Origin of the sequence: Flavobacterium sp. UMI-01 (assembly GCF_019656315.1) — a bacterium.
Lineage (GTDB): Bacteria > Bacteroidota > Bacteroidia > Flavobacteriales > Flavobacteriaceae > Flavobacterium.
This window is the reverse complement of record NZ_BPLU01000003.1, coordinates 57549-69889: the sequence shown is the minus strand read 5'-3', so window position 1 is coordinate 69889 and position 12341 is coordinate 57549. Positions and strand designations below refer to the sequence as shown.

Here is a 12341-nt window from a genome sequence, read left to right as displayed (position 1 = left end):
TTTTTAAAAATGTGTATTTTGGTCTTCATTTTAATTAATTAGCGTTAATTGATTTTAATGTATTTTTTAGATTATACCCATTTTTGTTCCAGCAGAAATGGGTTTTTACTTTAATGACTCTTTTTTTTTCTTATAAGGATATGTTTAGGGGTTAAATATTCTATTTCTAAATTTTTAAGTAAGGCGATGCTACTCAAGATATGGGGCAGTTGTTCTTCTTTAAATTTTCCAGAAAGTGTCTCCGAGGTAAAACTTTGATTTTCAAAATCAATTTTAACATCGTACCAATTTTCTAATATTGTAGCCGTATTGGCAAGCGTTTCATTATCTAAGAAAATAATATTTTTAGTCCATGCCATTAAATCTTCACTGTTGTGATAGGTAAGTTGAGCATGAGTATTTTCGGTCATAGTAACCTGCTGATTTTTGATTAAATAAAATCGAGCATTTGGATTAGACAATGAAGTCACTAACACTTTACCTGTATTGACACTGACGATAGTCTTTTCCTTTGACGTTGATTTTATGTTGAACGAAGTACCTAATACACGAGTAGTTAAATTATTAGCCGCAACTGTAAAGGGTTTATTTGGATTTTTGGTGACACTAAAAAATGCTTCACCGTTTAATGAAAGATGCCTGTTTTCTTTAAAATTATCGGCATAACTAATGCTACTATTGGCATTCAAAAACACTTTACTACTATCTGCAAGTTGAATTTCTTTTCTTTCCCCCTTTGCTGATGTAACTGTAATGATAGTTGGACTCTGTGTCTGCAAATAAGCATACCCTATTCCCATTACTAGTAAAAAAGAAGCAGCCATAGTAAGAACTCTTTTCGAATTGAAATAGGATGATTTCTTCTTAAAAATCGTTGCTGCGATTGAATCGTATATTTTGTTTTTTTTATTTTCCCCTAATTGTATCGGAAGGTTTTTTTGTTTTTCTTGAACTGCTGTATAAAAAGATTCTACAGTATTCATTTCTTCTTCAGTAGCAGTGCCATTAGCATATTTTTCAGCTAATTCTATAAATTGTTCTTTCTTCAAAATGTTCTCGTTTTATTACAAGTCGCAATTTAGATAGGGAACACGTAGTGAAAAATGACAGATTAACGATTTGTTAAAAACAAATAGCATTCCTTTACATTAAAAAAATGTTGTGGTAATCCAAAAGGAAATTACCGTAAAATTCAAGGAGTTTTTTAGGGATTTGATAGCATCACTAATATGCTTTTCTACCGTACGAACAGAAATATTAAGTTTTAATGCAATCTCGTTATTGGATAAATGGTCAAATCGACTTAATTGAAAAACCGTTTTGCATTTAGGACTTAGTTTTTCAATTTCTAAGAAAACATTGTTTTCAAATTCTTGGTATTCGATAACTCTTTCCGTCGATTCTATTTGAGGAATATTTTCGAGTATTTCTAAATGAGTAGTCGTAAATTTTAAATCTCTAATATGGGTGGCCACTCGATATTTAATGGCTCGAAATAAGTAAGCTTCAATATTTTGAATTTCAACAGTCGTGGCTTTTTCCCATAAATTAATAAAAACTTCCTGTACAATATCTTCACAGATGAGTTCATCATTAAAAATTCGGTAAGCATAACGGTACAAGGAATCCCAAAAGCGATTATAAATTTCATTAAAAGCATCCTCATCCCCTTTTTTTAAAAGGATTTGAAGTTTTTCATTTGAAATATTTATAGAATTATTTTTCATATACAAATGCTAAATACAAAAGTATATGTTATTGAATTGAGGTCTAGAATTCTTGAATTAAGATAAAGTTAAGATTAACCAATCCGCTACTAAACAGATAGTTAGCCGTAATTCAAGTACAGAAATTAAGTACAATTGCAGTTGATAACCATAGCGAGCAAGAGATGTATTGCTTGACCTTTCACTCTATCTTGAGATAATTTTACTAGCAATCAATCTTAATGTGGTTTTTACAGGAATCTTAACTTTTAGGAATTTAAAAAAATTTATAAGAACCAAAAAAAAGCCTGTATATCATAGGATTTACAGGCTTTTGAACCAATTTGAATTTGTTTTTGTGGAGTCGCCGAGAATCGAACTCGGGTCCAAACAAGCAACTAAAAGGCTTTCTACAGGCTTATTTCCTGATTGAATTTTCGATAGGTTGCTAGGCCAGAAACAGCCACAAACTACTTAGCTTCTTTAATTTCGAAATCCACTCGAAGCAGATGAAAATCTAGGTTTACTTTTACGGTTCCCCTGAACTGAACGCCATAAACCAAGGCTTTCAAGGAGAATCCAGCTTTCCTACCTTGTAGGAACGTGGCGTAATCGTACTATGATTCGGATTATGCAGCTAAAGCGTAATTATTTTCGCCGTTTAAAAGTTTGAGATCTTATATTTGCGAGCAAGGTCTCAATGCTCGGCCTGCTTACTTTTCAATTCGACTTGCTGTCAAAACCAGTCGACCCCAAATAAGTACTTTAAAATTGAGTGTGCAAAGATATTCTTTTTGTTCAAAATATCCTTAGCAACTGGTTAATTTCCTTCAAAAATCATTCCGAGATTCCATTGTCATCTAATTTAAAAGGATAATCTCCAAATAAAGCAGCTAAATTGCGCACTTTATAGGTCATGCGATTGAATTTATTAGACAATGCAATTATAGTTACTTTCTCTTCTGGCAAGGTGATATAAGCCGAAGTATTACCATGCCACCACCCATTGTGGAAATAAAAATTTTGTCCCGTTTCCCAATTTATCATTCGAATACCTAAACCATAATTATTTTGACCTTTGTATTCATTGCTATAGGGGATAAATGATTTTTTAAGTAGTTCCGTTTTAAAAAACTCAGGGTCATTGCGTCCCATATCAAACTTAAGTAAGTCTCTAGGAGTTGAATAAATATTTTTATCACCGTAGATAGCGTCCAAATAATCCCAATAATAAAGCGAAAAATTACCTCTATACGATGGATTAGCTGTTTGCCTGTCCTTATCATAATCAAATACATAGGTATTTGTCATTCCCAAAGGTTTGAAAATAATTGTTTTCATGGCCTCTTTATAGTTTTGTCCTGTCACTTTTTCAATAATCAGGGCCAAAATGGCATAATTGGTATTGCAATAACTAAAACGGCTGTCGGTTCTAAATTCTAAATTGATTTTCTTGTTAATCATCAAGGGTACCAAATCCTGGTTTTTGAGGATTTTATGACGGTCCCAGATTTCTTTTTTATCTGTGAAATACGAGTAATTCCTGATACCACTTCGGTGATTTAGTAACATTTTAATAGTTACATCCGGATAAGGAAATCCTTTGATTAGGGTGGTGATTTTTTGGTCTAAATCTATTTTTTTTTGGTCAATCAACTTCAAAACGGCTGTAGCTGTCATGACTTTTGAAACCGATGCAATATGAAGTGCACTTTCACTTGTCATCTCAGTTTTATTTTTATAATTGGCATATCCCTCATATTTTTCATAAATAATATGACCGTCTTTGGCAACCAGAAAACCACCATTCAAACTGTTATTGGGCCAATTTTTTTTATAAAAATGATCGATCGCATTTTTTTTGGAATTGATAAAACTTACAGAGGGTTTAGGACCTGCTTTTAATGCATAGGTTTTGTTCTTTTTGGACTCTAGGACTTCTGATTCAGAATTATTATTTCCTTTGCAGGACGTTAAAAGGAATAAGAGCAGTAGTAATTGTGGTATATTTGTATTTTTTATTGAAATCATCATTGTGGTGCTTATAAAACAAATATATAGAATCAATCTCTTTTATGACAATTATTTTGGGAGCAATTCGCATATTTTTTTTAGGTTTCATGGATTGATTTTTTTATCATTTTGAGGTTCAGTCGTTCAGGAATTAAATTTAATTCCTTGGTAAAAAGGATTCCTTTTTAGAAATATATTTATTTGTAAAAATATCCCGATAGCAACTTGCCTGATAAAAGAGAATAAAAAAAAGAGTAATTTAAATTTATACAATAGTTTTTGATAATGAAATTTGGAATTTTAAAAGAAAGAAAGAATCCACCTGATCGAAGAGTCGTTTTTTCACCTGAAGCTTTGGTAGCTCTACAAAAAACATATCCTGAATTTTCAGTTGTGGTAGAGCATTCGCCTGACAGAATATTTAAAGATGAAGAATACCAATCAGCGGGAATTGAAGTCAAAAACGATTTGAGTGATTGCGATGTCTTGATAAGTGTGAAAGAAATTCCAGTTTCTGAATTGATACCAAACAAAACCTATTTCTTTTTTTCTCATACTATCAAAAAGCAAGTTCACAATCGTGTTTTGTTACAAACAATTTTAGAAAAAAACATTGAGTTGTATGACCATGAGACTATTGTAGATGCCAACAATAAAAGACTAATTGGTTTTGGTAAATACGCTGGTTATGTGGGAGTGTACAATAGCATTAGAGCATTTGGATTGAAATTTGAATTGTTCAAACTTCCAAAAGCTTCAAGCCTCAATGGAAAAGAAGATCTCATCCGATACTTAAAACGATTGGTTTTACCTCCACTTAAATTTGTTATTACAGGAAAAGGAAAGGTAGGCAAAGGTGCACAAGAAATTCTCAATGCCTTAAAAATAAAAGAAGTCTCTGCCGCTCATTTTCTGACCAAAAACTACACACAATCGGTCTATACGCAATTAGGCGTTGCGGATTATTACAAAAGAAAAGACGACCATCCATTTGATTTTGAACATTTCAAATCAAACCCTTCAGCATACGAATCCGATTTTGAGAAATTTACAAAAGTAAGTGAGATTTACATTTCGGGACATTTTTATAGTGTGGGTTCACCAGCTATTCTTACCCGTGAAATGTTGCAATCAAAAGATTGCAAACTTAAAATTGTTGCTGATATTTCCTGTGATGTTGATGGTCCAATTGCTTGTACTTTGCGTTCTTCGACCATAGAGGAGCCTTTATATGGTTATCTACCCTCTGAAAATAAAGAGGTCGATGTTTTTCACCCTGCAGCCATAGTGGTAATGGCGGTAGATAATTTACCGAGCGAACTTCCTAGAGATGCCAGTATTGGTTTTGGCGAAATGTTTACAGAACATGTAATTCCAGCTTTTTTTAACCATGACAAAGATGGCATATTGCAAAGAGCAAAAATTGCACAACAAGGAAAATTAACACCCCGTTTTAGTTATTTACAAGATTATGTGGATGGAAAATAATCTGTTTACCCACATCATAACTGGTTATAAATTCCCAAATAGCATTTAGTCTTACAATAGTTTTTTTATGATTGTAAGACTAAATGAACTTTTAAAAAATACGTTTTCTTTAATAGCCACAAATTTCGTAGCTTTTTTTGATTAAAAAGCTCTAAACACACCTATCTCCTTGCTTGAAAAAAATTCTCCAAATTTTCACAATTTGACAGTGCACCGCTATACATGGGGTACTGTATTTTTACACTTTCAAAACGATTGGGATAATTGGATTTTGCGTAGTCTTTCATTCGCAAACACAAGGCTTTGAATTGATTGGTTTTGGCCACTTCATAGGCTTTTTGATAATAATACTGCGCCAATTTTGCTTGAATGTATTCTCTTTCATCTATATACGATTCTTCACCCGCATCGGAATAATAATCTGTGATGCTTCGAAATCTTCTCATCATCCAAGAATTACCCTCTTGTGTCATATTAAAATAACAATTGGCTACGAGAAAATAATAGTAATCCCTATCCTTTTCCTTTGGATTGCTAGCCCGATTCAAATATTGAATTAAATGTTGGGTAACCGATAATTTGGTCACCAAAAAATGTTCTTTATGAGGGATAAAACTAGGAGTATAATCAAAATCATAAAAAGGATTACTATAAAAACCATACTCGGAACCAAACTTATCACGCTCCCAAGCATTGTAATTGTCTTGCCAATAAGTAGCTCCTATTGAATGAAACGTGCGATACGCCTTGGTTAAATCATTTTCTCTGAAATATTTTGTCCCTAACAAATCCGTTAAATACTTTTTATCTCGAAGTAAAAATTTATAAATTTCTTTTTCAAAATCAGCACTCATTGGTTGGTTTAATCGTGTGACAATTTGTTGCAGCTGTTTTGCATCATAAACAAAATCCAAATAGTCAAAATAATTGTAAAAAACCGCCAAATTTCCCGATGTTCTTAGTCGATTGCCTTGCCATTCCACATTATTTTCATCATAGTAATAGTCATTATTATGATCTGCGAGCGACAATAAAGCAATCCCGTCTGCGAGATTTCCTCGGTATTCTAATTCCCTTCCCAAAGCAAATAAAAAATGACTATCTGCCCTGTTTTTCAACACAATTTCTCGTACTTCATGGGACAAAATAGCCCGATTAGAAACCAAACAAAGGGCTTTTATTTTTTCAATTTGCTCTTTAACCTTTTCGTTAGGATAGTTTTTTTCAAATGCGGCAATTTTTTCTAAACAAGCATCGAACTTTTTAGCAATAAACAACAACTGAATTTTAGAAGCTTTCCACAACATTGGATTTTCAACCGATGAAAAAGATACAGTACTGATAAAATCTAACAATTCCCCAGCATAAGCTCTATCTTTTTCAGCACGTTCTCTGAGGGTATGCGTTGTAACCACTTCCGTGTTATCATACCAAGGCTCAATCGATGGCAAATAATTAGTATAATAGGGTGTATATACCCAATCTTCCAATTTATTGATTTCCCTAAGAAGTAAAAAACTTAAAGCTCTAGACTTGGCGTTATGACGGTAAATTTCTTGTAGATAAGGCAAACTTTTATCCAATTTTTGCACCGAAGCATACACATAAGCACTGGCAATATCTTCCTGATTTTCAACCTGACTTAATGCTTTATCTAAATCAAAATCTTGGTGAAAATAATAATAACAAGCATTTCTTTTTTCGGGGGAATAATTCATAATCCTAGCCACATTCATGTCCGACTTAGGATTATTAAAACTGTCAAAATACATACTCCAATAGTAGAGATAGTCCTTTTTGCCATTTTTAAAAACCTCTTCAAACAGCTTGTTTATCGTTTCTTTATCCTTAGCATAATACGCTGTTCTTATCGCTAAAAAAGCATATTTTCGTTTCAAATAATCGTTCTTTTCCGCATTGAAAGCCGCTACTATTTTTTTCAAAAAAACTGTTCGGTTCACCTCTATTGCTTGCTCATCTCGTTCCCAAGGGTCGGAATGCTCCAAAGCATTCACCACTTCGCTCTTTTTAGCAATCTTCATATAATGTAGCACCGATTCCAGTTTGTTTTGGTACAAATAAGCCACAAATTCATTCTTTGAATCGGTATGAATATCCGTTAATTTCAAATGATTTAAAAACTCCTCAACGGCTGCAATCGATACTTTTTTATTGGTAAAATGATACCAATCATAAACGTTTGATTCGTAATGTTGATTGGGCTGAACATCAAAACCAAAAAGATTGGCATTGTAATTAAAAACCGTAAAGTCTTGGTAATTAAAGTACCCAGGCAAAAATAATGAATAGCGAATATCCTCCCCATACGGTGAGTAACCACATCCTAACGCTGTCCAAATGCTACTTAGTAAAAGACTCGTACAAACTAGTATATTCTTCATAGCTAAATTGTTTAAAAGTTCCTTCATTAAGATCAAAAAAACTAAGGGTGGTTGTGCCGTCTAAAACCACATTTTTTCTAATAATCTCCATTGCTTCTTGTAACATAGGCATCGTAATGGTTTCGCATTTAATTTGGTCACCAGCTTTAAGATACACATTGTAATTGATAGAAGTATCCTTTATTACCTGATACCACAATGGTTTGATGTTTTTGGCAAAGCCTTGTACTTCTTTTTCAGTCAAAGGCACTAATTGTTCAAATCGGTTATTTTGATACCATTGTGACCAATAAAAAACGGGTAATGCTACATCTAAATGCACAGGATAAGTGGTTCTTTCGTTCAAATATTTTTTCAATTCTGAAATATCAAGAATCGAATTTTGACCTTTGTTTGTCAATGGCTGTATCAAATTGTAACACATCAACATCGCTTTATCTACAGGTGGAACTCCCATAATGTCAGGATATTTGTACGGATACAATCGCAAGGTGCAACTAAGTTGTTTCCCTGATAACTCCTTTATTTTTTTTAACAAATAGAAATAGTTTTCTTTAGTAGATTTTGTCCAATCACAATCTATTTGAATTTCATTATAATCATAAATGATTTTATTTCCATAATCTTCTTTGTGGTATTTGTCAATCAAAAAGACAATATTATCAGCTAGTTTGTCTAATGATTTTTTATCATTATATGAAAAAATTCCGTTTCTTATAAATACTGTAGGAACAACTTGAACCGAATCTAATTTTTCTAATTCGTAAGTACTCAACCTGTTTTTTTCATAAGGAAAATTGCCTTGAACTTCATTATAATCTACTTCAAAGAGTTTGACGTAAAGTTTTTTGACTCCTAGTTTATTCAATCCATTGGCGCCTTCTTGCTGTAAAGCACTATTGCCTTTCCAAAAATAAAAAGCCTTTTCAATTTTTAAATTTTTAGAGGCCTCCTCTTTACAAGAAAACAAAAGACACAACACAAAACTCAATACAATTACTTTTTTCATATACTATCTTTTTACGAATAAACTCAAAAGTACGAATTCACTATTAATTCCTACAAAAAACTCGCCTGTTACAGCGAGTTTTTCTTTATAACTTCTAACGATTCAATAATATTGTAATAAATGGTAATCAAAATTATTTATTTTCACTAACTCCTCATCGGAATATTGGCCAGAACTTCTACCAAAAACTTCCAAAATTTTTGAGAAGAAGAAATGCTAGCCCTTTCGTCAGGAGAATGTGCTCCGTGTATCGTTGGCCCAAAAGAAATCATATCCATATCAGGGTAATTAATTCCTAATATACCACATTCCAAACCAGCATGACAAGCAGCAACTCTCGGTGAAGTTCCATTTTGTTTTTCATAAATAGGCAACAATACTTTCAGTATCTCTGATTTTGGATTAGGAGTCCATCCTGGATAAGCACCGCCAAACTCTACCTCACATCCCATCAATTCGAAAGCCGATTGCACCGAAGTAGCCAAATCGTATTTAGCCGACTCCACCGAAGAACGTGTTAAACATTTTACCGCTAATTTTCCAGCTCCCACTTCCAAAATTGCAATATTATTAGAAGTTTCGACCAAATTATCAAAATCGGCACTCATACGATGTACCCCGTTTGGAGCTGCATGCATCGAACGCACAAAATAATGCTGTGCCATCGAAGGCATTACTTTTTTGGGAGCGGTTTTTAATTTTTCAAAAACCACTTCTAAATTGGGTTCTGTAGTTTTGTATTCGTTTTTGATTTCGTTTACCACCTGCTGCATATCAAACACAAAAGCTTCGTCATAAACCGCAGCGATAATCACCTCAGCGACGCTTTCTCTTGGAATGGCATTACGTAAACTACCTCCTTTGATGGAGGCAATCTGTAAACCAAAATCATCAAAAGTATCAAATAAGATACGGTTCATGATTTTGTTAGCATTCCCTAAACCGCGATGTATATCCATACCAGAATGTCCGCCTTTTAGTCCTTTTACCGTAATAGTGTATCCTACAGATCCTTCAGGTGTTTCCTCTTCATCGTACTCTGCAACCGCTGTTACATCCAATCCACCCGCACAACCTATGCCTATTTCGTCATCTTCTTCGGTATCCAGATTCAACAAAATCTCTCCTTTTAAAACCCCCTCTTTCAAATGAAATGCACCTGTCATTCCTGTTTCTTCATCAATGGTAAACAAAGCTTCAATAGCAGGATGTGCAATGTCCTTACTTTCAAGAACAGCCATAATCGCAGCAACTCCTAATCCATTATCAGCCCCTAGTGTGGTGCCGCGAGCGCGTACCCAATCGCCATCAACATACATATCGATTCCTTGATTGTCAAAATCAAAAACCGTATCGTTGTTTTTTTGGTGTACCATATCCAAATGCCCTTGTAAAACAACTGTCTTGCGATTTTCCATTCCAGGAGTTGCTGGTTTACGAATAATTACATTTCGAATCTCATCTTCAAAAGTTTCTAAACCGAGTTGGTTCCCAAAATCTTTCATAAAGGCAATCACTCGGTCTTCTTTTTTGGAAGGACGTGGCACCGCATTCAAATCAGCAAATTTATTCCACAAGGCTTGTGGTTCAAGGTTTCTTATTTCATGACTCATACAATCAGAATTGATAGGTTATTATTTACCACCCAAAGTTACAAAGTCTAATTCATATTCTAGAATTATCCAAGATTAAAACAAAAAAGACTCTTCTTTCAAATTGAAAAAAAAGTCTGTCTGTAAATTTATTACTAAAAGAATTTTACATTCTACCCCCCAATCTTAATCATGCTTCGGTTTTTAGAAAATAATACCGGATTCTGAAATTTAGCATCATCATCCATTCCGCCACGCATGGCATGTTTGGATTGAATGTTTTGAAAAATAAGGGATTCAATCGATTCTCCCGATCTCAAAGTGTCCAGCAAGGAGGTTTCCGAGTCCGAAAACAAACAGTTTTTCAACTTCCCATCAGCAGTCAAACGAATGCGGTTGCAGGTACTACAAAACGGATTTGTCACAGAACTAATTACCGAAAAACTCCCTTGATAACCTTTAATTTTATGGTTTTTAGCCGTATCATTAGGTTTGTCCACTAATCTTTCGGTCGCGGTAATTCCGTAGTGGTCGTGCACCTGATTCATGATATCAGCATACGAAACCAGTTTGTCTTTATTCCATTTATTCCCATCAAAAGGCATAAATTCAATAAACCGAATCATCAGATTGCGGTCTTTGGTCAGATTGATAAAATCAACAATTTCGTTATCATTAAACCCTTTCATTACCACCACATTTAGTTTTAACTGGAAACCATTTTCATCAAGTAATGCCAAATTATTCCAAAATTGATCAAAATAATTGCGTCGGGTAATGAGGTTAAACTTTTCTTTTTGCAAGCTATCAATACTTACATTTAGGCTGGTAATACCTGCTTCTTTAAATGTATCGATAAAATCATGAACCAAAATCCCGTTTGTAGTCAAGGTCAATTCAACCCCTAATTTCCCTAAACGGTTAATGATATCTTTGGCATCTTTACGCACCAATGGCTCACCACCAGTTAACCTTATTTTGTTAACACCTAATTGCACAAAGGTTTGGGCGATACTCACAATTTCATCGGCAGTCATTAAATGACTTTTGGGCGTTAAGGCAATTCCTTCAGCAGGCATACAATAGGTACATCTCAAATTACAGTGCTCTGTAATCGAGATACGCAAATAGTTGTGCGTACGACCGTGTTTGTCCTGCATGAATTGGTTATGCCCCATGATTGAATCCGTTAAGTATTTTGAATAAATGTAAAATAGAAGGAAAAACAGCATCCATCGATTCTGTAGCACCTGCCGTAGAGCCTGGCAACGCCATAATCAACGTATTGCCTTTGAACCCAACTACAGATCGCGACAACATCGCATAAGGTGTACGGTCTTGTCCGTAAGAACGAATCGCCTCTTCAATTCCAGGAATGCGACGATCCAACATTGGGATAACCGCTTCAGGCGTTACATCACGGTTAGACAAACCAGTTCCTCCAGTCAATATAATTAAATCTATTTTCAATTCGCACAAATTTGAAATCGTAGCTTGAATATCTAAAACCTCATCAGGAATTACTGTATAATTAGCTACTCGCAATCCCAGATTTTTAATTTTTTCCCGAATCACCTTTCCTGCTCTATCTTCTTTTTTACCACTGGACACGCTATCCGAACACACTATTACAGACACGCCCAAATCAGGCACGTCATTTTTCCCAAAATCTGATTTTCCACCTTTTTTATGTAGTAATTTGATACTCGAAATTTCCACTTGCTTGTCAATAGGTTTCAACATATCGTACATGGTCAGCGCCACAATCGAAGCCCCATGCATGGCTTCAACCTCCACACCTGTTCTATAAATGGCTTTTACCGTTACTTTTATCAAAATAGAATCATCTAAGAATTCATATTCAATTCCCGTGTATTCTATAGGCATCGGATGACAATCAGGAATAGAATTAGAAGTGTTTTTCACCGCAAAAAGTCCCGCAGTTCTCGCTACTTCCAGCACATCCCCTTTAGGAACGGTTTTGTTCATAATTGCATCCATTGTCGCTTTCGCACCCACTTTAACCACAGCCTGAGCTGTAGCTGTACGTTGCGTAATTATTTTATGTGTAATATCTACCATTGGGATTTTAGATTATAAATAATGATTTCAGATTTGGCTTTACCATTGC

The 12341-nt window shown here is 34.3% G+C and carries 9 protein-coding genes and 1 other RNA gene; 1 reads left to right on the top strand and 9 read right to left on the bottom strand.

The window, feature by feature from the left end:
• Positions 1-110: 110 nt before the first annotated feature.
• The 4 genes from K5R64_RS01450 to K5R64_RS01435 all read right to left on the bottom strand — a co-directional run bounded on the left by K5R64_RS01450 (position 111) and on the right by K5R64_RS01435 (position 3737).
• On the bottom strand, positions 111-1049 hold the full coding sequence (locus tag K5R64_RS01450) for a FecR family protein (protein ID WP_220760113.1): 939 nt from the start codon (positions 1047-1049) through the stop codon (positions 111-113).
• Positions 1050-1148: 99 nt separating this feature from the next.
• Positions 1149-1727 (bottom strand): RNA polymerase sigma factor, encoded by a 579-nt coding sequence (locus K5R64_RS01445; protein ID WP_220760111.1) that lies wholly within the window; start codon positions 1725-1727, stop codon positions 1149-1151.
• A gap of 335 nt (positions 1728-2062) precedes the next feature.
• Positions 2063-2460, bottom strand: a transfer-messenger RNA (tmRNA) gene (gene ssrA, locus K5R64_RS01440).
• A gap of 83 nt (positions 2461-2543) precedes the next feature.
• The gene (locus tag K5R64_RS01435) at positions 2544-3737 is read right to left on the bottom strand and encodes a serine hydrolase (protein WP_220760395.1); all 1194 of its coding nucleotides are present in this window, start codon (positions 3735-3737) and stop codon (positions 2544-2546) included.
• A gap of 267 nt (positions 3738-4004) precedes the next feature.
• Here K5R64_RS01435 and K5R64_RS01430 point away from each other — a divergent pair, with 267 nt between their 5' ends.
• A complete protein-coding gene (locus tag K5R64_RS01430) occupies positions 4005-5207 on the top strand; it encodes an NAD(P)-dependent oxidoreductase (RefSeq protein WP_220760109.1) in 1203 nt (400 codons plus the stop codon).
• Positions 5208-5368: 161 nt separating this feature from the next.
• Here K5R64_RS01430 and K5R64_RS01425 read toward each other — a convergent pair whose 3' ends face one another.
• From K5R64_RS01425 to moaCB, 5 genes are all read right to left on the bottom strand, one after another.
• On the bottom strand, positions 5369-7609 hold the full coding sequence (locus K5R64_RS01425) for a hypothetical protein (RefSeq protein ID WP_220760107.1): 2241 nt from the start codon (positions 7607-7609) through the stop codon (positions 5369-5371).
• Positions 7569-8618 (bottom strand): hypothetical protein, encoded by a 1050-nt coding sequence (locus K5R64_RS01420; protein ID WP_220760105.1) that lies wholly within the window; start codon positions 8616-8618, stop codon positions 7569-7571. Before K5R64_RS01420 ends, K5R64_RS01425 begins: the two co-directional genes overlap by 41 nt.
• A 146-nt stretch (positions 8619-8764) precedes the next feature.
• The gene (locus K5R64_RS01415) at positions 8765-10231 is read right to left on the bottom strand and encodes an aminoacyl-histidine dipeptidase (protein ID WP_220760102.1); all 1467 of its coding nucleotides are present in this window, start codon (positions 10229-10231) and stop codon (positions 8765-8767) included.
• A gap of 152 nt (positions 10232-10383) precedes the next feature.
• Positions 10384-11388 carry a GTP 3',8-cyclase MoaA gene (gene moaA, locus K5R64_RS01410; RefSeq protein WP_220760099.1) on the bottom strand — a complete coding sequence of 335 codons (1005 nt, stop codon included), beginning with the start codon at positions 11386-11388 and terminating at the stop codon, positions 10384-10386.
• Positions 11378-12292 carry a bifunctional molybdenum cofactor biosynthesis protein MoaC/MoaB gene (gene moaCB, locus K5R64_RS01405; RefSeq protein ID WP_220760097.1) on the bottom strand — a complete coding sequence of 305 codons (915 nt, stop codon included), beginning with the start codon at positions 12290-12292 and terminating at the stop codon, positions 11378-11380. The genes moaA and moaCB overlap by 11 nt, the downstream gene beginning before the upstream one ends.
• Positions 12293-12341: the final 49 nt, after the last annotated feature.

What these genes read in the sequence shown, in the direction of transcription:
- K5R64_RS01445 (WP_220760111.1), bottom strand. Translation starts at nt 1,727, where the DNA reads ATGAAAAATAATTCTATAAATATTTCAAATGAAAAACTTCAAATCCTT.
- K5R64_RS01435 (WP_220760395.1), bottom strand. Translation starts at nt 3,737, where the DNA reads ATGATTTCAATAAAAAATACAAATATACCACAATTACTACTGCTCTTA.
- K5R64_RS01430 (WP_220760109.1), top strand. Translation starts at nt 4,005, where the DNA reads ATGAAATTTGGAATTTTAAAAGAAAGAAAGAATCCACCTGATCGAAGA.
- K5R64_RS01425 (WP_220760107.1), bottom strand. Translation starts at nt 7,609, where the DNA reads ATGAAGAATATACTAGTTTGTACGAGTCTTTTACTAAGTAGCATTTGG.
- K5R64_RS01420 (WP_220760105.1), bottom strand. Translation starts at nt 8,618, where the DNA reads ATGAAAAAAGTAATTGTATTGAGTTTTGTGTTGTGTCTTTTGTTTTCT.
- K5R64_RS01415 (WP_220760102.1), bottom strand. Translation starts at nt 10,231, where the DNA reads ATGAGTCATGAAATAAGAAACCTTGAACCACAAGCCTTGTGGAATAAA.
- moaA (WP_220760099.1), bottom strand. Translation starts at nt 11,388, where the DNA reads ATGGGGCATAACCAATTCATGCAGGACAAACACGGTCGTACGCACAAC.
- moaCB (WP_220760097.1), bottom strand. Translation starts at nt 12,292, where the DNA reads ATGGTAGATATTACACATAAAATAATTACGCAACGTACAGCTACAGCT.